Below are 23,521 nucleotides of genomic sequence, written 5' to 3' on the forward strand. Positions count from 1 at the left end.
TTCCGCGCTTGCCAAGCAGGCCACCGCGGTTCAGAAAAACGGAGCAAGAAAAAACGCGAGCGGAGACCTGAAGTTTGACCATCAAGGGCAAGGCCTACATTGCCGGGATTTTTGAACACCCGACCCGGCATGCGCCGGACAAATCCACCGCCCAGCTCCACGCCGAGGTCGCCAAGGGCGCGATCGAGGATGCCGGGCTCTCCAAAGACGATGTCGACGGCTATTTCTGCGCGGGCGATGCGCCCGGCGGCGCTTGGCCGATGGTCGATTATCTCGGCCTGAACACCAAAAAACTCCGCCATATCGATTCGACCGAGACCGGCGGCTGTTCCTACATCATCCATCTCGGCCACGCCGCCGAAGCGATCGCGGCAGGCAAGTGCTCGATCGCGCTGATCACGCTGGCCGGCAAGCCACGCACCGGCGTGATGCCGCCGCGCGCGGCCGGCGCAGAGGTTGATTTCGAATCCGCTTACGGCGCGACCACGCACAATGCCTATGGCATGTGTGCCATGCGCCACATGCACGACTATGGCACCACGAGCGAGCAGCTCGCCTGGATCAAGGTCGCGGCCTCGCATCATGCGCAATACAATCCGCATGCGATGCTCAAGGACGTCGTCACCGTCGAGGACGTCCTGAACTCGCCGATGATCTCCGATCCCCTCCATCGCATGGATTGCTGCGTCGTCTCCGACGGCGGTGGCGCGCTGATTGTGACGACGCCAGAGATTGCCAAGAGCCTGAAGAAGCCTCAGGTGCGCCTGATCGGCCATGGCGAGGCCATGAAGGGCCCGCGCGGCGGCAAGGATCTCGACCTCACTTATTCCGCGGGTATCTGGTCCGGCCCGCGCGCCTTCGAGGAAGCCGGCATCACGCCGAAGGACATCAAATACGCCTCGATCTACGACAGCTTCACCATCACCGTCTTGATGCAGCTCGAAGATCTCGGATTCTGCAAGAAGGGCGAGGGCGGCAAGTTCGTCGCCGATGGCAATCTGATCTCGGGCGTCGGCAAGCTGCCGTTCAACACCGACGGCGGCGGCTTGTGCAGCAATCATCCCGTCAACCGCGGCGGCATGACCAAGATCATCGAGGCCGTCAGGCAGCTGCGCGGCGAGGCGCATCCGAAGGTGCAGGTCAAGAATTGCGATCTCGCCATCGCCCATGGCACGGGCGGCCTTTTGGGTGTTCGCCACGCCGCCTCGACCGCCATTCTGGAGCGCGTGTGATGAGCGAAGCAAAAAAATACCCGGCCCCGGTGACCAATCCCGAGACCGCAGCGTTCTGGGACGCCGCTGGCCGCGGCAAGTTCATGATCAAGCGCTGTACCGCCTGCGGCGAAGCGCATTACTTCCCGCGCGCGATCTGCCCGTTCTGCTATTCGGACAAGACGGTGTGGGAGGAGGCTTCGGGCGAGGGCACGATCTACACTTACAGCCTGATGCGGAAGTCGCCGAGCGGTCCTTACGCGATCGGCTACGTCACGCTGAAGGAGGGGCCGTCGGTGCAGACCAACTTCGTCGACTGCGATCTCGATAAGCTGAAGATCGGTCAAAAGGTGAAGGTGGTGTTCAAGCCGACCGACGGCGCACCGCTGCCGTTCTTCACGCCGGCCTGATTGCTTTCTTCCTTCTCCCCTTGCGGGAGAAGGTGGCATAGGCCGCCTCCGGCGGCCGCCCTTAAAGACGCCGAAGCGAAGCTTCGGCTTTGGCGCCGGATGAGGGGTATCGCTCCGCGAAGAGATTGCTCGATGCGGAAGCAACCCCTCACCCAAACGAGTTTGCCGCACCGTCCTCGCTGCCCTCTCCCACAAGGGGAGAGGGCACTTCAACTGGCGGTGCCGAAGACATTCGGGAGGAAGACAAACAACATGTCCGCCAGATACGAAGAACTCAAATGCCTGAAAAACATCGGCCAGAGATACGCCTACACCGACCGCGACGTAATGCTCTACGCCTATGGCATCGGCCTAGGCGCCGATCCCATGGACGAGAAGGAGCTTGCCTTCGTCAACGAGGGCACGCTGACGCCGCGGCCGCTCAAGGTAGTGCCGACGTTTGCGTCCGTCGCAGCGTGGGGTTCGGGTCCCGGCGAGATGAACCTCAACCGCGTGATGGTGGTCGACGGCGAGCGCGACATCACCTTCCACCAGCCGCTGCCGGTCGCCGCGAACATCACCGCCGATTCCTCCGTGCTCGAGGTCTACGACAAGGGCAAGGACAAGGGCGTCGTGATCAGCCACCAGACGGTGCTAAAGAACGAGAAGGGCGAGAAACTGGCAACGCTGGTCGCTTCGCGCTTCGCCCGTGGCGACGGGGGCTTCGGCGGGCCGAACCTGACGCAGCCGGATCCGCACAAGATTCCATCGCGCGCACCCGACAAGACCATCGACATCACCACGCGCCCAGACCAGGCGCTGGTCTATCGCCTCTGCGGTGACCGTAACCCGCTGCACTCGGATCCCGAGTTCGCCAGGAAGGCCGGCTTCCCGCGCCCGATCCTGCACGGCATGTGCACCTACGGCATCACCTGTCGCGGTGTGCTCCAGACCTATGCCGATTACGACGCCTCGGCCTTCCGCCAGCACGTTGCCCGGTTCTCTTCGCCCGTCTATCCCGGCGAGACCGTAACCATGGACCTCTGGAAGGACGGCAACGTGATCTCGTTTGAAGCCAAGGTGAAGTCGCGCGGGGTCACCGTGATCAAGAACGGCAAGACGGTGCTGGGTTAGGTCGGTCTCGTGCCCCGGGCGCAGCGCAGCACTCAGTGATGCGCTGCTGAGCCGGGGCAGGGAATGCTCGACGAAGAACTGGGTCCCGGCTCTGCGATGCAGCGTTCACGCTGCATCTTGTCCGGAACACGAAAACAAAACAGGGAGACGCCACCATGGGACTACTCGACGGCAAGGTTGCGCTGATCACTGGTGCGGGCGGGGGGCTCGGTGAGGCCTATGCAAAGCTGTTCGCGCGGGAAGGGGCCTCGGTCGTCGTCAACGACCTTGGCGGGCCCCGCGACGGCTCCGGCGCCGACACCTCGATGGCCCAGAAGGTGGTGGACGCGATCAAGGCCGAGGGCGGCAAGGCCGTCGCCAACGGCGCCGACATCTCCACCATGGAGGGCGGCCAATCGGTGTTCGACGACGCCATCAAGCACTTTGGCCGAGCAGACATCCTGGTGAACAATGCCGGTATCCTGCGTGACCAGACTTTCGCAAAAGCCTCCGAGGCGGATTGGGACAAGGTCATCAAGGTGCATCTGAAGGGCACCTTCTGTTGCACCCTGCCGGTGTTTCGCTGGATGCGGGAAAACGGCGGCGGCGTCATCGTCAACACCTCCTCGACCTCGGGCCTGATCGGCAATTTCGGCCAGACCAATTACGGTGCGGCCAAGGGCGGCATCTGGGGCCTGTCCAACGTGCTGGCGATCGAGGGCCGCAAGTACAACATCCGGATATGGACGCTGGCGCCGGGCGCGCTGACCCGCATGACAGCAGACCTGCCCCGCTATAAGGAGAACCCCGGCGCGGCGCTGGGGCCGGACGGCATCGCGCCGGCCGTGCTATACATGGTCAGCGACTTGTCGGGCGGCCAGACCGGCAAGGTGCTGGGTGTGTCCGGGCCCCGCGGCGTGCGCGAGATGCGGATGATGGAGATGGAAGGCTGGAAACCGCCGCACTCGGGCTGGAAGGCCCAGGACATCGTTGATCATGCCAAGGAGATCTTCTTCTCCGATGAGCAGATCAAGATGGGGGCGCGGCGGTTTTAGGCTGAGTTGTCGTTCCGGGGCGATGCGAAGCATCGAACCCGGAACCTCGAGATTCCGGGTCTGGTCCTTCGGACCATCCCGGAATGACAAAAGAAAGAGAGACGAGACGAACATGAAACTCACCGCCGACGCCAAGGGCACTTTCGCAATCGCGCCGACGCCGTTCCATGACGACGGCCGGATCGACGAGCGCTCGATCGACCGCCTGACCGATTTCTACGAGGAGGTCGGCTGTGACGGCGTGACGGTGCTGGGCATTCTCGGCGAGGCGCCGAAGCTCGATGCCGCCGAGGCCGAGCAGGTGGCGGTGCGCTTCGTCAAGCGGGCCAAGAAGATGCAGGTGATCGTCGGCGTCTCGGCGCCGGGTTTTGCCACCATGCGCTCGCTGGCAAAGGCCTCGATGGACGCCGGCGCGGCCGGCGTCATGATCGCACCGCCACCATCGCTCCGCACCGACGACCAGATCGTCGGCTATTTCAAGCAGGCTGCCGAGGCGATCGGGCCTGACGTGCCCTGGGTGCTTCAGGATTATCCGCTGACGCTCTCGGTGGTGTTCACCCCCGCCGTGATCCGCAAGATCGTTATGGACAATGCGAACTGCGTGATGCTCAAGCACGAGGACTGGCCGGGGCTGGAAAAGATCTCGACGCTGCGCAATTTCCAGAAGGACGGCTCGCTCCGTCCGCTCTCGATCCTCTGCGGCAATGGCGGGCTCTTTTTGGATTTCGAGATGGAGCGCGGCGCCGACGGCGCTATGACCGGCTATGCCTTCCCCGAGCTCCTGATCGATGTCGTGCGCCTCTCGAAGGAAGGCAAGCGCGATGCCGCGCATGATCTGTTCGACGCGCATCTGCCGTTGATCCGCTACGAGCAGCAGCCGGGCGCCGGCCTTGCCGTGCGCAAATACGTGCTCCAGAAGCGCGGCATCATCGCCTCCAGCGCGCAGCGCAAGCCCGGCGCGACAATCACGCCGGCGGCGAAGGCGGAGGTCGAATACCTGCTGTCGCGCGTCGCCCGAATCGACAAGCGCGCCAATCTCGGCCCGCAATCCAGCGCCGCAGGTTAGCCGCATGCCTGAAGCCGCCGCATCACGCCCTGCCTCGACGATCCTCCTGCTGCGCGACGGCGTGGATGTCGACGGCAAGAACCGCGGCGAGATCGAGGTCTTCATGATGGTCCGCCATCATCAGATCGAGTTCAACTCGGGCGCGCTGGTATTTCCCGGCGGCAGCGTCGATGCAGGCGACAAGGAGATCGTGGTCCGCGCCGACCTCTATTCGGGCGGCGAGGGCTTAAGCGAGGCGGACCGCGGCTTTCGGATCGCGGCAATCCGCGAGACTTTTGAAGAGAGCGGCATCCTCCTGGCGCGATCGAAGGATTCGGGCGCACCGGTCGATGCCAAGCGTGCCGGCGAGATCGCCGATGCGCATCGCGTCGCGCTCAACGAGCACAAGGTCAGCTTCCTCGATATCCTTGCCGATAACCGTCTTCAGCTCGCGCTCGACACGCTCGTGCCGTATGCGCACTGGATTACGCCAGAGGGCATGCCGAAGCGGTTCGACACCTGGTTCTTCCTTGCGGCCGCGCCGCCCGATCAGCTCGGCGCCCATGATGGTCGCGAGTCCACCGATTCCATCTGGGTCTCGCCGCGCGAGGCGGTGGAGGGCGGGGCGAGCGGCCGCTTCAAGCTGCCGTTCCCGACCACCCGCAATCTGATCCGGCTTGCCAAGCAGGGCAGCGTGAGTGCTGCACTGGAGCACGCCCGCGGGATGTCGATCGTCACGGTCATGCCTGTGATGACCAAGACCGAAACCGGCCGCCAGCTCCGCATCCCCCGCGAGGCCGGCTACGATGGCGAGGTGTTCGAGGTCGGCGCGGTCGGCTAGATACTTCGACGCCAAACGAAGTATCGGCGGCCGCGGACACGCTAGGTTCTGTCCATCGCGAATGGATGGGACGCAAGTCATGGACAACCGGCAGGGTACCAACATCGCCGTCGAGCTGGCGTTGCTGGTCGCGCTCGCAACGCTCTGGGGCGGCTCCTACACTTTCATCAAGCTGGGCGTTGCCACCATTCCGCCGGTCACGCTGATCGCGGCGCGCACCACGATCGCAGGCCTCTTGCTGCTGGCCGTCATGCGGGCGCGCGGCATCGGGATGCCGACCGACCGCGAGACCTGGCAGCGCTTCGCCTTCCAGGCCGTGCTCAACAGCGTCATCCCCTGGACGTTGATCGCCTGGGGCGAGCGCCATGTCGATGCTGCGCTTGCTACGATCCTCAATTCGGCCGGACCGATCTTCACCTTCCTGCTCACGGCGCTGATCACCCGTCACGAGCCGACGACGCCGCGAAAGCTGTTTGGCGTGATCGCCGGCATGGCCGGCATCCTGCTGATCGTCGGCGTCAATGCCTTCCATGACATCGACAGCGGCCTGCTGGCGGAGGCGGCGATCGTCGCCGCGACGATCTGCTATGCCTGCGCCGCGATCTTCGGCCGCAGTTTTAAGGGGCTCGACCCCATGGCGCCGGCCGCCGGCTCGCTGCTGGCGGGCGCAGCCGTGCTGATTCCGGCCTCGCTCGCGATCGAACAGCCCTGGAGGCTGTCGCCTTCGCCGACTTCCGTATTGGCGCTGCTCGCGCTGGCCGTGTTCTCGACTGCGGCGGCTTTCGCGATCTACTTCCGCCTGATCCAGACATTGGGCTCGGTCGGGACCACGGCGCAGGCCTATCTGCGCGTCCCGATCGGGGTTGCCATCAGCGTCGCGTTCCTCGGCGAGACCTTGAGCCACACCGCCTGGATCGGTCTGGCCTGCGTCGTCCTCGGCGTTGCCGCCATGACGATCCCGGCCGGGCGGCCGGCAAGCGTCAAGAGCTCTTAGTCCGAGACGAAGAAGGGGCGGCAGGCTCCGGATATTAAGGATATTCGGCGGCCAGAGGCATGTTCCCCCGGGGGCGCAATACGTCGTATATTGGGCCTCCAGCAGCCTGGTCCTCAAAAGCCCCAATGTCCGCCGAATTGATGCCGACCCCAGAGAAAAAGCGAACCTTCTCGCTCTCCATCGGCCAGCTCACCTTCGGCAGCTTCCTGTTGGTGCTGGCGGTGATCATCGTCACCTCGACCGCGAGCGTGATTGCGATCCGGCATATCGACACCACCTTCGCCGAGCTGCAGCGGCTCCAGAGCGTCGGGGACCTTGCCGAGGACATCGATCGCCGCATGAACGAATTGCGCCTTGCCGCGCGCGACTTCGTCACCGATCCCGGCGCCGGCATCCAGTTCCAGCAGGTGGGCGAGGCGGCCTCCGCCTTAAGCGATATCCTGAAGAAGACCCGCATCGAGCTCGCGCCCGAGCAGCAGGACATGATCGACGGGGTCACCGAGCGGCTTGCGACCTATCGGACCGGCCTGGAGCGGATCTCGACCCTGATCGACCGCCGCGCCCAGCTGCTCGCCGGCCTGCCACCGCTGCGCGACCGTTTCGACGCGGCCGTCGCCGGCACCGCGGACCGCGAGCTGGCCTCCCGCCTGTCCGAGGCGCAGAGCCGGATCGCGCTCGGGCTGCTGGCGCGCAACCCTTCCGCGGCCGAGCAGGCCGCGGAGGGAATGCGGGCGATGGACACCGCCGATAGCAAGCTGAGGTCGGCTGTCAACGATTACGCCGAGGCAATCATGGCGGTCGCCGTCCGCGAGCGGCAGATCGCCGACATCGACCGCGAGGTGCTGGGCACCGAGGGCCGCCTGATCGGCCGCGTCACCGAATTGCTGCGCGAGGTCAGTTCGCGCCGCGGCCACGTGCTGTCGCGCGATTTTGCCCGCACGCTGACCGAGGCGCGGTGGCAGAGCATCGTGCTCGGCACGGTCGGCGTGCTGATCGGCATCGGCGCCGCGTTGTTCGTGGTGCGAAGGACGGTCCGTCCGCTCGCCCAGATCGCGCGCTCCATTCGCGCGCTTGCAGCGGGCCAGAAGGACACGTCGATCCCTTCGGCCGACCTCGACAACGAGATCGGCGATATCGCGCGCGCGGCCGAAGTGTTCCGCCGCGCGCTCGAGGAGGCCGACACGGCGCGCGAGGCGGCGGTGCGCGCGCTCACCGAGCAGCGCCTCGCGGAGGAGAGCTACCGAAAACTGTTCGAGGGCTCGGTCGATGGCATTTACGTGACGACGCCGGCCGGCGACCTCCTCAACGCCAATCCGGCGCTGGCGCGGATGATGGGTTACGACAGCCCGCAGCACCTCATCGACAGCATCAACGACATCGCCCACACGATCTACGTCCACCCGGAGGCGCGTGCCGAATATCAGCGGCTAATGGCGCGCGACGGCATGGTACGCGAGTTCGAGTATCAGGTTCGCCAGCGCAGCGGCAACATCCTGTGGCTCTCCGACAGCGCCACGGGCGTGCGGGACGAGCAGGGCAACATCGTCCGCTACGAGGGCACGCTGCGCGACATCACCGACCAGAAGCGGGCGGAAGATGCCATCGCCGAAGGCCGGCGCCTGCTCCAGCAGGTCATCGACACCGTGCCGGCGGTGATCAACGTCAAGGATCGCGACCTGCGCTATGTGCTGATGAACCGTTACATGGCCGGTATCTTCGGCATCGAGCCGAGCGACGCGCTCGGCCGCACCACGGCCGACCTGATGTCGCGCTACGGCGCAGCCAAGTCTGACGAGAGCGACAAGCGCGTGCTCAAGCTCCGCAAGGGGCTCGGCTTCTATGAGGAGGAGTACAAGGACGCCTCCGGCAACATGCGGCAATGGCTGGTCAACAAGCTGCCGCTGCTCGACGCCGAAGGCGAGATCGAACGCATCGTCACCGTCGCGCTCGACATTGGCGAGCGCAAGCGCGGCGAGCAGGAGATGCGCAAAGCCAAGGAAGCTGCCGAGACCGCGCTGCGCAATCTGCGCGAGACCCAGGCCTCGTTGATCGAGGCGGAGAAGCTCGCCGCGCTCGGGCGCCTGGTCGCCGGCGTCGCGCACGAGGTCAACAATCCGGTCGGCATCAGCCTCACGGTCGCGTCCGCGCTGGAGCGCAAGACCGCGATGTTCACCGCCGAGGTGGAGCGCGGCGAGCTCCGCCGCTCCACGCTCAACGAGTTTCTCAACACCAGCCGCGATGCCTCTTCGCAGCTCGTTTCCAATCTCAACCGCGCCGCCGAGCTGATCCAGTCTTTCAAGCAGGTCGCGGCCGACCGCAACTATTCGGACCAGCGCAGCTTCGACCTTGGCGACCTCACCGAGCAGGTGGTGATGAGCCTGCGGCCCGGTCTGCGAAAGCACAATCTGACGCTCAATGTCGAGTGTCAGCCGGATCTCACCATGAACAGCTATCCCGGCCCGTACGGCCAGGTGCTGACCAATCTGTTTCTCAATTCGGTGGCGCACGCCTTTCCGGACGGCCGGCCGGGGACCATCGACATCCAGGTGCGCGAGTCCGGCAAGGACAATGTCGAGATCGTCTTCTCCGACAATGGCTGCGGCATGTCGCTCGACGTCCGCCGCCGTGCCTTCGATCCGTTCTTCACGACGCGGCGCGATCAGGGCGGCACCGGCCTCGGCCTGCACATTGTCTACAGCATCGTCACCAACCGGCTCGGCGGCCGGCTCGACCTAGATTCCGAGCCGGGCGGTGGCACGCGCATCCAGATGATCCTGCCGCGCACAGCGCCGCTCGAGCAAGCGGCGGAATGATCAGGTCGCGGACTCGCTAGCGCGCCGCGCTGCCGGCGATCGTTACCCGCGAACGAGAGCCGCGCCCAGGATGAGACACCCGGCGCCCAACGCCCGTGTCAACGTGATCGGATGGTGCGGCAGGCCGAACAGGCCGACGTGGTCGAACGCCAATGAACCAAGCAACTGACCCACGACGATCAACGTCAACACCGTCGCCACGCCGAGGCGCGGCACCATGAGGATGCTGGTCGCGATGAAGATCGCGCCGAAAATTCCCCCGGTCCATGCGATCCAAGGCGCTCGTCCGGCCAGGGCGGCAGCGGGTATCGGCTCGCGCACGACGATCAGGACCAGCAGTAATGCGATTGTCCCGCCAAGATAACTCACGAACGCCGCCCACCTCCCTGATTGCATGGCCTTGCCAAGACTGGCGTTCAGCACCTGCTGAAAGGCGAGGCTCAGGCCCGCGGAGAGGACGACGAAGGCTGCCAGAAGGTTCATGCGCGGCTCGTAATGGCATGGGAAGTGGCGCCAGCTTAGCGCCTGGAGCCAATTCACGTCTGGAACGAAATCGACCGCCTCAATCTGCGAACGCGCAGCGGTAGGCGGCAGGCGTTGCGCCGTAAGCGCGCCGAAACAGGCGACCAAGGTGGCTCTGGTCGGAGAACGAGCCGGCATAAGCCACGTCCGCGACGGTGTCGCCGCACTTCAAACGTGAGCGTGCCGCTGCCAGTCGCAGCGCAAGACGATAGGCGGCAGGGGTCATTCCAATCTCTCGCTTGAACTGCCGAATGAAGCCGTCGGTCGATCGGCCCTGGCGTGCCGCGATCGTGCGGATGTCGAGATCGTCGCACGAAACCAGCTCCGTCAGCGCGGCACGTTTGGCCGGCAGCGTCAGACGTCTCGGGCACGGATCATGCGAGCCGATCGCGTCGAGCATCTCCTCTGGCAAGGTTGCCCGCGAGTTACGGATGCAGAACGGCCCCGAGATCCTTCTCACCGCCGCATGAACGCCCGGTAAATAGAGATGGTTGACGATCGAGCCCGCGCCGCCTTGCGAGGCGTGCGGTACGCCCGCCGGGATGACGACGATATCGCCCGCGATGGCGAGAAACTCTCCGAATGTGGTCATGTACATGCGCCATCCCTTGTGGACGGCGGCGACCTGGACATTCGGGTGAAGGTGACAGGCGAGCGCGACCGCCTGTGCCGCCGCGAGGTGGCCGAACTCGATCGCCGAGTCACGTGCCCATGGGCGATATGTCCACGATCTAGGCATCCTCACTGCATACGATCTATTGCTCAGGATGTCAGGAGGCTGCTGCAGACTGGTTTTGAGCCGTGCGTCGTGACTTATTGGCACGCCCTAATCGACGTCGGCGAGCCTGTGCAGCGTCGCGCCGAAGATCTGGCTGGCCTTGCCGACCAGCGCCGTGCCGGTCATCTCCCCGCGCGTCTCCGTGAAGGTGCCACTGACGCCGATGCCGACCGGGGCGGGGCCGCCGAACAGCGGATTGTCGTCGCCCCGCGGCGAGGTGTGGCGCTGCACCAGCACTTCGCCCTTGAAGGTGTTGTCCTTCACGGTGTAGCTGCCGGTGTAATAGAGGTAGGCGTCGCCGCCAAGAATCTTGCCGTCGCGGAAAAGGATCACGCCGCTGCCTTTGCCGACCCGACCGTCGAGCAGGCTCACGTGAATCGAATAGAGGCCGTTCTTCATCACGTCCCGCAGGCCGGCCGCCATCGCCCAACGGCGTAACCGGTAGAGCATTTATGCCAAAGCGCATCCGCACGCGCAACGCGGCAGTTTAGCGGGCGGCAGGGGCATCGCCGTCGCGAGCCGTGATTGTTCCGGCTTGTGCGTGACGCCGTCATGACGCTCTGATGATGAGGCGAGGCCGGACGTTGCGCATTGGAGTTGGCCCGCGAAATGCATAGCCATTATCGCACTGGCCGCGGAGTGCTGGAGCAAGACGAACGTGAGCAACTGGATCGATTCCGGCGGCGTTGAGCCGCGTCTGTACAGTGTGCGTCCCGCGAATTGCAAAAGCGAACGACGGCGGAGCGGCACCGCGACACGCTGGCGAAGCTTGATAAGGCTCGCGTGCGCCTTGGGCCTGAGTGCGCTTGCGGCCTCCTTCGGGCACGCGCGTGACCGTGGCCAATTCGCGAACACCAATCCGGACTTGAAGGCCTGGTTCGACGGCTTGCGAAGCGGCAAGGGGCCTTGCTGCTCGGACGCCGACGGCTCGGCCGTCTCGGATTCCGACTGGGACAGCAAGGACGGGCACTATCGTGTCCGCATCCCGCGCTACGGCTCGGGCATCGACGGCCAGCCGCAAGAGCTCGTCTGGGTGGACGTGCCCGAGGAGGCCGTGATCTCGGAGCCCAACCGGGTCGGACGAACCATGGTCTGGCCGATCTACGGCCCCATGGGCGTCACCATCCGCTGCTTTATGCCTGGTAGCATGACATAGGCCACCAAGCGACGCTTCGCCCGGAGGGCTGATGCCTGATGCCGCCCGCGCCGCGTCACGTATACTTGGTGTCGCGCTCGAGCAGTTCGATGGAGATGCCTTCGGGGCCGCGGATGAAGCAGATGCGTACGCCGGGCCTGATCGTCGTCGGCTCGCGTGTGAAAGTGACGCCCTTGGCCTTGATCTCGGCGGCGACGGCGTCGATGTCCTTTACCGTCAGACCAAAATGGTCGAGGCCCTGATGCGGATGCGCGGGCGGCGGGCTGACGGCGCTGTCGCCTTCGAGCGGCGCGATGAATATCCTGGCCCCGCCAAGGTTCACGTCGATCCGTCCGGGCGCCCGCACGATCTCGCCACCGAGGATGTCGCGCAGCCAGGCCGCCGTGGCCTCCGGATCAGGGCTGCGCAGATGGACGTGATCCCAAGTGACGACTGGCATTTCATTCTCTCCCAATGGGACCTTCGGATGTTGCGCCGCATGTTAACGGCCCCTGCCGGTGATCACCACCGTCGTTGCCGATTCGCAACGGCCGGGAACCTTGGTTCGTGTTCCCGATTAAGGTATCCAGCGGCTCGGTCCGTCGTCGGACGGGCGTAAGCCGCTGTCGGTGACGAAAACCATGAACGCTGGGCTTGACCGGATCGGGTTGAGGCGTTTCGCCGGAATCGGCGAGCGATTGGCGCGGACCGTGACGGTTGCGAGCGTCTCGTTTGGCCGAAGTTTGCTGTGGTTGCTGGCAGCGATCATCGTCGGCTGCGGAATCTGGATGCTGCTGCCTCTCTCCAAAAGCAATAGCGCTGAGTCGGGGACGTCGGAGCTGGCAGCCGTCGAGACGGCTCCTTCGGGCGATTCGGCCGGCGCGGGCGCGCCGGCCCCCGAAGCTCGGGCGCCGGCAATGGCAGAACTCGGTCGTCTCAGGATTTCATCGCAGACCTGGCGCCGCGGCGGCCTCGGCTCGAAGGCGCTGGTGACGTTCACGCTGCGAAACGACAATGACTATGCCGTAAAGGATGTCGAGATCGTCTGCGCTTTCGCGCGGCGCGACGGCAGTCATCTCACCGATCGCAGCCGTGTGCTGGCGGACCCCGTCAGCATGAAGAGCCGCAAGACCTATGCGCAGATCCCCGTCGGCTACGTCAATGTGAACGCCGATCAGGCGAAGTGTTCGCTGGTTGCAGCGCGCCGCGCGTAAAGCGCTGCATTTTCCGATAGCGGAAAAGTTACCGTCCGCAAGACTTGGCCAAAAAACTTCGCGTCGCCATTTGAACCGTACGGCTGGGCTAGGAACCAATTAGAAGATCGCCTGTTGAGGCGGAGAGCCCACGCGGGGATGCGGGGGGCGGAGCGCGGCTATGCCCATCTTTCGGTATTTCATCTTTGTCGGTGGAGCTTTGCTCGCACTGTTATTTGCCGTGGACTTCGTTCTGCCGGCGTCACCAGTGACGCAAACTGTTGCGACGGCGAGCAACGACCAGCCACTGATCCGGATCCGGTCCGATCGCCATTTGCCTGAGCGCGTGGTGCTCGATACCAGCCAGCCGACGATTGCCGCGCCTGCGATGAAGACCGCCACCGTCGCGGCGCCGCAGCCGCCGGATACCGCGTCGGCAGCGGCCCTCGCGGAGATGTCGGCCAAGGCGCGGGTGCGCGAGACCTTTGCCCAGTTTACCCCTGGCTCGAAGGCCGACAGCGCCGCCAAGAAGCCGCAGGCCCAGGCTCAGCCCAAGCGTAAGGTCGCCAGAGCGCACACGGCCCCGCAATATGGTGGGCCGCAGTATGGTGGGCCACAACAGTTTGGCCGGCCGATGCTGGTGGCCCAGCAGCCGCATTTCGGTCTTTTCAACACGACCTGGTGAGAGAGCCTTCGACTCGTCTCGAACGGCGACGGGTGGGGCTTTATATTGGGCAGCCTCTCTGCTAATTCGAACCCATCCGAACGCCGCCCGCTGTGCGGGCTCGCCAACAGTGGTCAGGCGCGTCTCGGTTGCGGCCCAATCTTTGGGCCAGGGCGCTCGTAGCTCAGCTGGATAGAGCATCGGATTTCGATTCCGAGGGTCGGAGGTTCGAATCCTTCCGAGCGCGCCACGCTTATGTTTGTCCAGCCCGGAGACATAGGTAGCAGGTCGTACCTGAGACATGGGTGACAACCTCGTGCCGAACGGGTTGTCGAGGGTTGCAGGGTTTACGCCATGCATTGATGGCACAGCCCATTATTGCTCGGCCCGCGCTTTCACCGTCAACCCCGCGCGCCAAGGGCGCGCCCCTGCGGGCTTCCAGATGCGTCTTCTCGCAAAAGCGAAGGGGCCCCGAGGGCCCCCTTTGATATTACCAGCGGCGATAGCCGTAACCATAATAGCGTGGGCCGTAGTAGCGCGGCGCATAATACCGGGGGCCGTAGTACGGCCGCGGCCCGTAATACCCATAATAGTTCGGACGCCACCAGCAGCGTCCCCAGGCGTTGCAGACCATGCGGACCTGCTCGACGTCGGAGACCTGCGAAGTTGCAGGCGCGGGCGCGATGGGCATGGCGGACGCCGCCGGCGATACCGCGAGGGCACCGAACAAGGATGCGGCGACGAGGCCAATCTTGAGCTTCATGATGTCTTCCTCCGCTGACGCGAGGCAGGATATCGATGATGTTCTGATCAAATTGTGGCGGACCCGAAATGTAATGCTGATGAACAAATCTTCGGTCAGCCGAGCGTCAGGGATGATCTTAACGGCACCAAACCATCTCTGATTCAGTGTTGCGCGTGCGCCGGCAGGTGCTCGCACGACTTGCCGCCAGCCTTGATCCTGCGCAATTTTGCGGGGCACGGGGCGGCCGTCTCGATGTTGACGTCAGCGCGGGCGAGACCTCGGCCCCGACCATGGTGGCCTCACCGCGCGCGCTGGCATGATCCGCGCCGATTATTCTGACTCGTGCACAAGGCGTATCGGTCTACGAGATCGAGAAGCAATTGCTGCTCTCGGGCGCCGCGAAATAAGAACGCCCGCGGGAAGGAGCGGCGCCCCTCAGTAGCAGGGGTGCCGGCGACCGTCCTGGCCGATATAAGCGGCTGCGCTTCGGTAGCAGTGGTTGGTCGACGGGCCGTCGTAATAGGCGAAGGTGCCGGGGGTGATGCCGGGTCCGTAATTGTGCAGATAGCTGATCGGGTAGGGCAGCGGGTTGACGTAGGAGCGGTGGTAGCGGTGGTGTCCCCGCGCCTCCGCGAGGCCGGGGGCTAGGATTGCAGCCGACAGGACAGCAACTGCGGCTACAAGCTTCAACTTGCTCATCTGATTCTCCGGAACCTGCGCGAATGGGTCCGCTATTTATAGCAATTTCGGGTGGTCAGGACATCGGTCCGGAGGCTCGGAATCACGCCCAAACCGCAGATTTCCGGGTGGGTGCGACAGAATTGCCGACATGCGGTCGAAAGCTGCCCATTTTTGGCCTTTTCGGGATGCTTAACGAATTCCCCACACAAGTGTGACCAAATAGTATCGGTTTAGAATCCCTCGCCGGCCTTTTGGGGGCTCCTTCGAGGCCGGTCCATTCCTGAAGGCTTTCGCCGTCACGTCGCCATGCGCATCATGCTTCCGAGCCTGCTGTTGTTGTGCCTCGCCGCCGCCATGCCGGCGCGCGCCGAGCTGCACATCACCCGCGACCACGGCGGCTATGTCGAGGAGTACAAGACCAAGTACAAGCGCGTGCGCGAGAAGGGCGAGCGCGTCATTATCGACGGCATCTGCAATTCGGCGTGCACGCTCGTGCTTGGCATCGTCCCGATGAACAAGATCTGCGTAACGCCGCGCGCCAGCCTCGGCTTCCATCAGGCCTATTACGACAAGGCCTTCACCTTCGGCATCAAGGTTACGAGCGCCGAAGGCACCTCCGATCTGATGTCCTACTATCCCGACAAGGTGAAGGACTGGATCCGCCGCAATGGCGGGCTCACCACTGATATGAAGAAAATCAAGAACGGGGTCGAGCTCTGGAAGATCATCGACCCCTGTCCGGAAGAGTGGTGAGCGGCTGAGCCGCGGCTCCCGCTGTCGTCGCAGCGCAGCATCGCTCGTCCGGAAATTCGTATTGCCGCATGGGGCCCCATCGGGCAAGGAGGCGGCAATGAAGCACAATCCGGAAGCCCTGACCGCCCGCGCGGCGCCGATCCTGTTCGTCCTGCTCTGGAGCACCGGATTCATCGGCACGAAATACGTCGTCGACAATGCCGATCCCTTGACCTATCTCGCCATCCGCATGGCGATCGTGGTCGGCCTGATGGCGATCATCGCGGCGATCGCGCGGCCGAAATGGCCTGATGGCACCGGCATTGCGCACAGCGCGGTCGCCGGCATTCTGGTCCATGGCTTCTATCTCGGCGGCACCGCGATCGCGATCGCGCATTCGATTCCGGCAGGCCTTTCCGCGCTGATTCCGGGTTTGCAGCCGATCCTGACCTCGACCATCGCCAATCGCTGGCTCGGCGAGAAGGTGACGCCGGTGCAATGGGCCGGCCTCGTGCTCGGCCTCGGCGGCGTCGTGCTGATCCTGCACAACCGCCCGATGAGCGGCGAAGCCGGGCTCGGCTGGCTCGCCTCGGTGGTCTCGCTGATCAGCATCACCCTCGGCACGCTCTATCAGCGCCGCTACTGCAATCACATCGACTGGCGCGCCGGCAATCTCGTGCAATACCTGTCCGTCACCATTTTCTTCGCGATCGGCGCCTTTCTGTTCGAAGACCGCGTGGTGCACTGGACGCGCGAATTCGTGCTCGCGCTCGCCTGGCTGGCCGTGGCGCTCTCGATCGGATCGATCGGGCTGTTGTACTGGCTGATCCGCCACGCCGCGGCAACCTCGGTCGCGAGCCTGTTCTACCTGGTGCCGGCCGTGACGGCGCTGATGGCCTACCTGCTGTTCGGAGAAAAGCTGGACGCAATTGCCATTGCCGGCATGGCGCTCTGTGCCACAGCGGTCTTTGTGGTCAATCGACGCTTCTAGCAGTTTCCGAGCGTTGCGGTCAGCGCTTGGCCTTCTTGGCCTTCTTCTTCGATTTGGTGGCTTTCCTGGCGGCCTTCTTCGCAGATGTCTTGGTGGCCTTTTTTGCGGCTTTCTTGGACGACTTCTTCGCGGCTTTCTTCGTGGTCTTGTTGGCAGCCTTCTTGGCCGTCTTTTTGGCAGCCTTCTTCGCCGCGACCTTCTTTGCGGCTTCCTTCACCTGCTTGACGGCGGCGACTGCGGCGTCCTTGGTCGCTTCCACGGCGGTGGTGATCGTCTCCATCGCCAGCTCGGTGATCGGCTTCTCGTTGTCCATATCGTCCCCCATTGTTTGAACGGAGCGATGACGATAGCGGGTTTCAAGATTGTGTCAAAGCAACGCTCAACCTATGCGGATCTTGCGTAGGCTGCGAGCGCGGCGTCCCGCTCGCGTGATCGCTGACCGGCTGCGGAGTGGCGGGTGGCCGGACAGGCGGAGATCGCCGCCGAGCGAGACGATGAGGGGCGGAGCGCTTGGCGTGGTGAGGGGGCTTCTTTACGATTTGGAAAGGATGCCCGCGCCCGGCGGTGCAAACGGTCGTTAATGGGGCCGTAAGCCGATTGCATCAATATGCAGGAGCTACGGGGGTCACTCGATTCATGTCCAACTTTCTACCGGCGAAACTTCTGCCGCAGTTCAAGCTCGGCACCAAGGCAGTCCTGTGCGCCGTGCTGCTGATCGCCGTGAACACGGCGCTCGTGGTCGGCGCCGGCTATTGGTCGCTGACATCCGCATTCAATGATCGTGCTCTCCGCGACATCGAGGTCAATCTGCGCACGCTGGCGCTGGCCTTTGCCGAGACCGTTCCAGACGTCAAGATCACGGTGAGGGACGGCGCAGTCGCACGCGCCGAGATTCCCAAGATGCCCGAGCTCAGGGATCACGCCATCGTCGATCGCGCAGTGTCCTATGTCGGCGGCAATGCGACCCTGTTCGTGTTCGACGAGGCGAGCCGACAATTCGTGCGACGCTCGACCAATGTGAAGAAGGAGAATGGCGATCGCGCGGTCGGCACCCAGCTTGCCGCCGATCATCCGGGACAGGCGCCGCTGCGTCGTGGCGAGGCCTATAAGGGGCCGGCGACGCTGTTCGGCAAGTCGTTCATGACCGCCTATTTCCCGATCTTGGACGCGACCGGCAAGGTCGCCGGCATTCTCTATGTCGGCATCCCCATGGCCCAGTTCGAGAGCATGCTGTCCCAGGCGATCTCGAGCATGGCCGCGGCGGCCGGTCTCGCGGCGCTCCTGGTCCTGATCCTTACCTTGGTGATCGTCCGCCGTGTCACGAAACCGCTCACCTCGGTCACGCACTCGCTCACGGCGCTTGCCAACGGCCAGAGCGACGTCGCGATCGAGTGCGAAGATCGCGCCGACGAGATCGGCGAGATCGCCCGCACCGTCGCGGTCTTCAAGAGCAATTCGCTGGAGCGGGCGCGCCTGCGCAGCGAGCAGGCGGCGGCAACGACTGCCGCGGCCGAGCAGCGCAAGGCGGAGCTTCGCAGCTTCGTCGAGGAGTTCCGCGGCAGCGTCGGCGGCATTCTCGACAAGGTGCTCGCATCGTCGGGCGAATTCGAGCGCGTGGCACGGCAACTCACCGATGTTGCGCGCTCCACCGCCGAACTGTCGGCGCACTCGGCCGGAGCTTCCGAAAACGCCTCCGAGCACGTGCGTTCGGCAGCGTCGGCCTCCGACGAGCTGTCCCAATCGATCTCCGAAATCACCCGCCGGGTGCAGGAATCCAACGAGATCTCCGCCGAAGCGGTGCGGCAGGCCGAGGCGACCGACCAGCGCATCGCGCAGCTCTCGGAAGCCGGCGCGCGTATCGGCGACGTCGTCAAGCTGATCACCTCGATCGCCGAGCAGACCAACCTGTTGGCGCTAAACGCTACCATCGAGGCCGCCCGCGCGGGCGACGCCGGCCGCGGCTTCGCCGTGGTGGCCCAGGAGGTCAAGACGCTGGCCGGCCAGACCGCCAAGGCGACCGACGAGATCTCGAACCAGATCGAGAGCATGCAGCTCGCGACCGAGGAATCGGTTGCCGCCATCAAGGCGATCAGCCAGACCATCGAGCGCATCAGCGGCATCGCCGGCTCGATCTCGGCTGCGGTCGAGCAGCAGAAAAGCGCGACCCACAACATCGTGGCCAGCGTTCGGGCGGCGGTGTCGGGCACGGCCGATGTCGCCGTCAATGTCCGTCACGCCGCCAAGGGCGCGAGCGAAACCGGCGAGACCTCGAGCCGGATGTTTGCCTCCGCTCAGGCGCTGTCGGGCGAGAGCCTGCATCTGAAGGCCGAGGTTGACGGCTTCCTCGACCGCGTCCACGCGGCCTGATCCAACGCGGTCATTGCGGGCCGTTCAAAGGACCGAACTCTGGTGCGCAATTGCGCACCAGAGAATCTCGAGATCCCCCGGTGCGCAATTGCGCACCAGAGGTCTGGTCGGTCGGACCATCCCGGGATGGAAGTTGGGTTATTTCGGCTGCGGCACGATGCGAATGTAGGGCTTCGGCTCCTTCCAGCCCTGCGGGTAGATCGTCTTGGCCTCGTCGTTGGAGACCGAGCCAGCGATGATGACGTCTTGCCCTTGCGTCCAGTCGGCCGGCGTCGCGACACGATGCTTGGCGGTGAGCTGGAGCGAGTCGATGACGCGCAGGATCTCCTGGAAGTTCCGCCCTGTGGTCATCGGATAGACCAGCACCAGTTTGATCTTCTTGTCCGGGCCGATGATGAAGACGTTGCGAACGGTCTGGTTGTCGGCCGGCGTGCGGGTGAGGGGATCGCCCGAGGTCGAGGCCGGCAGCATGCCGTAGAGTTTGGAGACGTTGAAATCGGTGTCGCCGATCATCGGATAGTTCGGCGCGGCGCCTTGCGTCTCCTTGATGTCCTCCGACCATTTGGAATGGCGGTCGACTGGATCGACCGACAGGCCCATCAGCTTGACGCCGCGTTTGTCGAATTCCGGCTTCAGCTTGGCCAGCGCGCCGAGTTCGGTCGTACAAACCGGCGTGAAGTCCTTGGGGTGCGAGAACAGCAGGGCCCAGCTGTTGCCGATCCAGTCATGGAACTTGATCTTCCCTTCGGTGGTCTCAGCTTCGAAGTCGGGGGCGGTGGCGCCGATCGGAAGTGTCATGGTTCTACCTCATCTCTTTGAATTTACTATGGAATTCATCTCGGGCCGTCATCATCAGTATAGGGTTTTGGCGAAGCCAAGTGAACCGGCTCAAGTAAAATGTGAATTCCTTCTTCGAAAGACCGATTTTCTAGCACCTTTCTGTTACCGCGGCGCCTGCGGCGAAACATCTCCACCCGGGGTGACACGGTGCCGATTGCCCCGATAATGCCGTTTATGACTTCCATCACGCTCGCCCGGCGCTTCCTAGAACCAAAATGGTCCTGACAGCGACCAATTGGCAACCATCTAGAAAAGTCGCGATCCCCGTATCGAATCGTTAACCACCCCTTTACGTCGGCATGAAAATGCTGGCCGATCAGAAGAAGTCTGGAAGTGAACTATGTCTGCCGCTGCGCCTAAGCCTACCGAGCCGTCGTCCCTCGAACCGTCCTGCCGCGATACGGCGGCCCATGCGCTGAGCATCGTGCGCGACGGCGTGATCACGGGCGAAGGCCCGACCACCAAAGGAAGGGTGCATTTCTCCCGTTCGCTCGATGCCGACGACACCGCCTGGTGCGTACGCATCCTGACGGCCACTGCCGTCAACGACCAGCCGGTGAGCCGCACCGAGGCCGAAGTATTGTTCGAGATCAACGAGGCCGCGACCGAACGTACTGACGGTGGCCGGTTCGACGACCTGCTCGCCAAGTCCGTTGCCCATTATGCAGCCAGCGCCTCGGGCCTAAAGGTGCCGCCGCGAAGCGTTGCGCTATCGGCCGACACCGAGATCGAGAGCTGGGCACCGTCCTATGCCTCCAAGGTCAACAGCGAGATGCTGGAGTGGATCGCCGGCCAGATGCGCGGCAAGCGCCAGAACAACCGTCGCCTAATGGCGATGGTGGCGACCTTCCTGGGCGCTACCGCACTGCCTCTGGCGGGCCAATTGCCCAACGTGTTCGACATTGGCATGTAAGATTTTGAGCATTTAACATCGACGCGCCTCATGCAGACGCGATCGAGCGGCGGGGTCATTTCCCCGCCGTTTTTTGTTTACCGCCCTCAAGCTCGAGCCCGAGCGTGCGGCCGGGGAAGCCGGCGGCATCGAAATAGCGCTGGCTGCCGACGCGCTGGAAGTTCAGCACGGTCATCAGGCCACCCTCGGCCGGTTTGGACTTCAGCGTGCCGGCATAGGCCTTCGGCATCGTGCCATTGAGCAGGGCTTCCGAGATCACGCGGCCGACGAGAACGCCGTTCTGCGCGCTGCGCAGGCCCAGGAGCCGGGCCGCGGTCATGCCGACGTCGGCGTTGCTGACCGGGATCTCGTCGACATAGCCGGCTTTGAAGTCCGGACCAATGGCGGCCATGAAGTTCATGGTGTCGCCGCGGCTGAAGCTGCCATGCATGCCCTGGCCCTGGCGCAGGACGGTATCGGCGACCTGCACCGAGCAGTTGGTCGGCGCCTCGCCGCAATCGCTGGCATAGGAGCGGAAGTTGACGACGATCGACGGCGTCGGCGTCGCCGCCTTGCCGCGCAGATTGATGCTTGACAGTGGCAGCGTGCCGGGGAAGCGGCCGAGCGAGTCGTGGACGAACAGGCCGGAGACGTAGTCCTGCTCGAGCAGCGCCTTGATCGTCTTCGCCGCCAGCGTCTTGTCTTTGTTGGGCAGATAGATCAGGTCGGAGCCGCCATTGGTCGCGACGACGAGATCGGGCTTGGTCGGATCCTTGCCGAGCACGCCGTTACCGGCCTTGGGATGCTTATTGCCTTCGATCTTTGCATTCTTGTCGTTGGGATCGAACAGCGGCAGGTCGAGCGCTTTGGCGAGGTCGAGCGCCAGGAAGCCCATCGGCAAAAAGTCCTTCGGCGTGTCGTCATAGCTGATCTTGGCCGAGGGGCTGGTCTTGCTCTCCTTGGAGATGGTCGAGAAGCCGTGGTCCGCGGAAACGATGATGTTCGTCGATGTGGCGAGCCCGAGCTCGTCGAGCGCCTTGCGGAGCTGGGCGAGGTTGGTGTCGGCATTCTTGATGCCAGCCATCGAGGTGGGACCGTTGATCCCAGGCATGATCTGATTGAGGCTGTCACCGGTATTGTGCTGGCTGCCGTCGGGGTCGCGCGACCAGAACACCAGCACGAACGGCTTGTTGCGCGCCTTGAACATCGGCAGCACCACCTTGGTGGCGACATCGGCAAAATAGGCCTGTTGCGCGACGTTGGCGACGGTGGTGCCAGGGGTTTTGGCGTCGCCCGCCTTGGAATTGTCGCCGCGTGGTGGCGTGGCGGTGGGCAGGCCGGCCTTGGTCAGCGCGTCCTTCACCTCGTCCGACAGCGCGACACCGTTCTTGCCGCCGGTGGAGTCGTCGAACACGACCGAGTGCAGACCAGCCCTGTCGGGCTTGTCCGTGTGGTCGAACTGGTAGGTCGGGCCGACCTTGCCGATCGCCGCGGTGCTGAACCCCTTGTCGCGGGCCATCTTCAGGATGGTCTCTTCGTTCAGATAGTCGCCCTTGAAATGCTCGTCGATGTCGCCGAGCACGGCATCGTTTTCGATAAAGGGGACCACGGTGTCGCCGGCGGGGACGGAGGTGTAGTTGGTCCAGATCGTGTTGGAGAAAACGCCGGTATCACCGAGATAGTGTCCGGTCGACATCGCCGAGCCGTTGGCCATGGTGAAGGTCGGGAACAACGAATGCGGGTTCTTGAAGTTGACGCCCTTGTCGCGGACCTCGGCCATCGCCGGGGCCGTCTCCGGTGTGACCTTCAGCGCGCGAAGACCGTCCGGAATGAACAGGATCAAGTTGCGGGGCGTGTTGTTCTGGGAGGAGGCAAGTCCGGTGGACAGGAATGTCAGTCCGGCGGACAGCAACACCAGTGAGCGGCGCATCAAATCTCTCCCTGCGGTGAGGCGGCTTGGCCGCGACCGCGGCCCCAGGCTCGTTTAGTTTCGCTGCATGACACTTTCGTTACAAGTGCCGTTGGCGATGCAGGAGGCGGGGAAGGGTGGCGATGCATGAATCTCGTGTCCCGGACGCGCTGCGTCGCAAGGGCTCCTCGCGATGACGATCAAGAGGCGGCGGCCTGATTCTCCAGGTGACGCCGTCATTCCCCGCCACCGGGTCTCGCCTTCGGCGAGCCCGATGACAGGCTCCGGCGGGGAATCCAATACGCCGCGGCGTCTCTGTTCAAGCACTGCCGTCTCGGCGTACCGGATCGCCCGGTCCCGGCTCCGCCAAGGCTACGCCGAGGCCCACAGGAGTGCTCGGCCCGCCGAAGCCTTGGCGAAGGCGGCAAGCCGGGCGATGACAGCGAATGTGTGGTGGCAGACACATCTTCGCATCCTCGCGGCTTGTTCGCCCGAGCTTTGCTTCGTCGCTCCACCCTCAAAACGGCCGAGGGCGCAGGGAAGGCCGGGAGCCGGTTGGCTCCGATGGACCGCCATGCCAAGAGCAGGTTGCGTGTGCTTCATGCATAGCG

24 protein-coding genes and 1 tRNA gene are annotated in these 23,521 nt (G+C 64.1%); 16 read left to right on the forward strand and 9 right to left on the reverse strand.

Going from position 1 to position 23,521, the window contains the following annotated elements; translation table 11 throughout:
• Positions 1-74: 74 nt before the first annotated feature.
• The 8 genes from IVA92_RS26995 (at position 75) to IVA92_RS27030 (ending at position 9,461) form a co-directional block, all read left to right on the forward strand.
• On the forward strand, positions 75-1,232 hold the full coding sequence (locus tag IVA92_RS26995; RefSeq protein ID WP_247276216.1) for a thiolase domain-containing protein: 1,158 nt from the start codon (positions 75-77) through the stop codon (positions 1,230-1,232).
• Complete coding sequence (locus tag IVA92_RS27000) at positions 1,232-1,621, forward strand: Zn-ribbon domain-containing OB-fold protein (protein ID WP_247276217.1); 390 nt, start codon at positions 1,232-1,234, stop codon at positions 1,619-1,621. The genes IVA92_RS26995 and IVA92_RS27000 overlap by 1 nt, the downstream gene beginning before the upstream one ends.
• A 252-nt stretch (positions 1,622-1,873) precedes the next feature.
• On the forward strand, positions 1,874-2,734 hold the full coding sequence (locus tag IVA92_RS27005; RefSeq protein WP_247276218.1) for a MaoC/PaaZ C-terminal domain-containing protein: 861 nt from the start codon (positions 1,874-1,876) through the stop codon (positions 2,732-2,734).
• 155 nt (positions 2,735-2,889) lie between these two features.
• Positions 2,890-3,768, forward strand: coding sequence for an SDR family oxidoreductase (locus IVA92_RS27010; RefSeq protein ID WP_247276219.1), 879 nt, complete (start codon positions 2,890-2,892; stop codon positions 3,766-3,768).
• Positions 3,769-3,880: 112 nt separating this feature from the next.
• The gene (locus IVA92_RS27015; RefSeq protein WP_247276220.1) at positions 3,881-4,834 is read left to right on the forward strand and encodes a dihydrodipicolinate synthase family protein; all 954 of its coding nucleotides are present in this window, start codon (positions 3,881-3,883) and stop codon (positions 4,832-4,834) included.
• A 4-nt stretch (positions 4,835-4,838) separates the two neighbouring features.
• The gene (locus IVA92_RS27020) at positions 4,839-5,654 is read left to right on the forward strand and encodes an NUDIX hydrolase (RefSeq protein ID WP_247276221.1); all 816 of its coding nucleotides are present in this window, start codon (positions 4,839-4,841) and stop codon (positions 5,652-5,654) included.
• A 79-nt stretch (positions 5,655-5,733) separates the two neighbouring features.
• Positions 5,734-6,648, forward strand: a complete 915-nt coding sequence (locus IVA92_RS27025; protein ID WP_247276222.1) for an EamA family transporter — start codon at positions 5,734-5,736, stop codon at positions 6,646-6,648.
• Between the two features lie 125 nt (positions 6,649-6,773).
• A complete protein-coding gene (locus tag IVA92_RS27030; protein ID WP_247276223.1) occupies positions 6,774-9,461 on the forward strand; it encodes a PAS domain S-box protein in 2,688 nt (895 codons plus the stop codon).
• Between the two features lie 42 nt (positions 9,462-9,503).
• On the opposite strand, the gene IVA92_RS27035 is transcribed toward IVA92_RS27030, so the two are convergent.
• From IVA92_RS27035 to IVA92_RS27045, 3 genes are all read right to left on the reverse strand, one after another.
• Positions 9,504-9,944: a DMT family transporter gene (locus IVA92_RS27035; protein ID WP_247276224.1), complete on the reverse strand. Its 441-nt coding sequence runs from the start codon at positions 9,942-9,944 to the stop codon at positions 9,504-9,506.
• A gap of 79 nt (positions 9,945-10,023) precedes the next feature.
• The gene (locus tag IVA92_RS27040) at positions 10,024-10,575 is read right to left on the reverse strand and encodes an AraC family transcriptional regulator (protein ID WP_247276225.1); all 552 of its coding nucleotides are present in this window, start codon (positions 10,573-10,575) and stop codon (positions 10,024-10,026) included.
• 234 nt (positions 10,576-10,809) lie between these two features.
• Positions 10,810-11,160: a GrlR family regulatory protein gene (locus tag IVA92_RS27045; RefSeq protein ID WP_247276239.1), complete on the reverse strand. Its 351-nt coding sequence runs from the start codon at positions 11,158-11,160 to the stop codon at positions 10,810-10,812.
• Positions 11,161-11,419: 259 nt separating this feature from the next.
• Between IVA92_RS27045 and IVA92_RS27050 the strand changes: the two genes are divergently transcribed.
• On the forward strand, positions 11,420-11,917 hold the full coding sequence (locus IVA92_RS27050; RefSeq protein ID WP_247276226.1) for a hypothetical protein: 498 nt from the start codon (positions 11,420-11,422) through the stop codon (positions 11,915-11,917).
• 55 nt (positions 11,918-11,972) lie between these two features.
• On the opposite strand, the gene IVA92_RS27055 is transcribed toward IVA92_RS27050, so the two are convergent.
• Positions 11,973-12,356 (reverse strand): VOC family protein, encoded by a 384-nt coding sequence (locus tag IVA92_RS27055; RefSeq protein ID WP_247276227.1) that lies wholly within the window; start codon positions 12,354-12,356, stop codon positions 11,973-11,975.
• Between the two features lie 457 nt (positions 12,357-12,813).
• Between IVA92_RS27055 and IVA92_RS27060 the strand changes: the two genes are divergently transcribed.
• The 3 genes from IVA92_RS27060 (at position 12,814) to IVA92_RS27070 (ending at position 14,003) form a co-directional block, all read left to right on the forward strand.
• Positions 12,814-13,110 (forward strand): hypothetical protein, encoded by a 297-nt coding sequence (locus IVA92_RS27060; protein ID WP_247276228.1) that lies wholly within the window; start codon positions 12,814-12,816, stop codon positions 13,108-13,110.
• Between the two features lie 160 nt (positions 13,111-13,270).
• Positions 13,271-13,774, forward strand: coding sequence for a hypothetical protein (locus IVA92_RS27065; RefSeq protein ID WP_247276229.1), 504 nt, complete (start codon positions 13,271-13,273; stop codon positions 13,772-13,774).
• A gap of 152 nt (positions 13,775-13,926) precedes the next feature.
• Positions 13,927-14,003, forward strand: a tRNA-Arg gene (locus IVA92_RS27070).
• Positions 14,004-14,243: 240 nt separating this feature from the next.
• Here IVA92_RS27070 and IVA92_RS27075 read toward each other — a convergent pair.
• Both IVA92_RS27075 and IVA92_RS27080 read right to left on the reverse strand, forming a co-directional pair.
• Positions 14,244-14,516, reverse strand: coding sequence for a hypothetical protein (locus IVA92_RS27075; protein ID WP_247276230.1), 273 nt, complete (start codon positions 14,514-14,516; stop codon positions 14,244-14,246).
• A gap of 417 nt (positions 14,517-14,933) precedes the next feature.
• Complete coding sequence (locus IVA92_RS27080; RefSeq protein WP_247276231.1) at positions 14,934-15,197, reverse strand: hypothetical protein; 264 nt, start codon at positions 15,195-15,197, stop codon at positions 14,934-14,936.
• A 288-nt stretch (positions 15,198-15,485) separates the two neighbouring features.
• Here IVA92_RS27080 and IVA92_RS27085 point away from each other — a divergent pair, with 288 nt between their 5' ends.
• Entirely contained in the window at positions 15,486-15,932 is a 447-nt protein-coding gene (locus IVA92_RS27085; RefSeq protein WP_247276232.1) for a hypothetical protein, read from the forward strand.
• 97 nt (positions 15,933-16,029) lie between these two features.
• A complete protein-coding gene (locus tag IVA92_RS27090) occupies positions 16,030-16,902 on the forward strand; it encodes a DMT family transporter (protein ID WP_247276233.1) in 873 nt (290 codons plus the stop codon).
• A 19-nt stretch (positions 16,903-16,921) separates the two neighbouring features.
• Here IVA92_RS27090 and IVA92_RS27095 read toward each other — a convergent pair whose 3' ends face one another.
• Positions 16,922-17,215: a hypothetical protein gene (locus IVA92_RS27095; protein WP_247276234.1), complete on the reverse strand. Its 294-nt coding sequence runs from the start codon at positions 17,213-17,215 to the stop codon at positions 16,922-16,924.
• Positions 17,216-17,538: 323 nt separating this feature from the next.
• On the opposite strand from IVA92_RS27095, the gene IVA92_RS27100 reads away from it, so the two are divergent.
• On the forward strand, positions 17,539-19,269 hold the full coding sequence (locus IVA92_RS27100) for a Cache 3/Cache 2 fusion domain-containing protein (RefSeq protein WP_247416858.1): 1,731 nt from the start codon (positions 17,539-17,541) through the stop codon (positions 19,267-19,269).
• 138 nt (positions 19,270-19,407) lie between these two features.
• Here the strand turns inward: IVA92_RS27100 and IVA92_RS27105 are convergent, their stop codons facing one another.
• Positions 19,408-20,067, reverse strand: coding sequence for a peroxiredoxin (locus tag IVA92_RS27105; RefSeq protein ID WP_247276236.1), 660 nt, complete (start codon positions 20,065-20,067; stop codon positions 19,408-19,410).
• A 382-nt stretch (positions 20,068-20,449) separates the two neighbouring features.
• On the opposite strand from IVA92_RS27105, the gene IVA92_RS27110 reads away from it, so the two are divergent.
• Positions 20,450-21,022, forward strand: coding sequence for a hypothetical protein (locus IVA92_RS27110; protein WP_247276237.1), 573 nt, complete (start codon positions 20,450-20,452; stop codon positions 21,020-21,022).
• Positions 21,023-21,077: 55 nt separating this feature from the next.
• Here the strand turns inward: IVA92_RS27110 and IVA92_RS27115 are convergent, their stop codons facing one another.
• Positions 21,078-22,931: a nucleotide pyrophosphatase/phosphodiesterase family protein gene (locus IVA92_RS27115; protein ID WP_247276238.1), complete on the reverse strand. Its 1,854-nt coding sequence runs from the start codon at positions 22,929-22,931 to the stop codon at positions 21,078-21,080.
• Between the last annotated feature and the right edge of the window lie 590 nt (positions 22,932-23,521).

Origin of the sequence: Bradyrhizobium sp. 154 (genome assembly GCF_023073875.1) — a bacterium.
Taxonomy (GTDB): Bacteria; Pseudomonadota; Alphaproteobacteria; order Rhizobiales; family Xanthobacteraceae; genus Bradyrhizobium.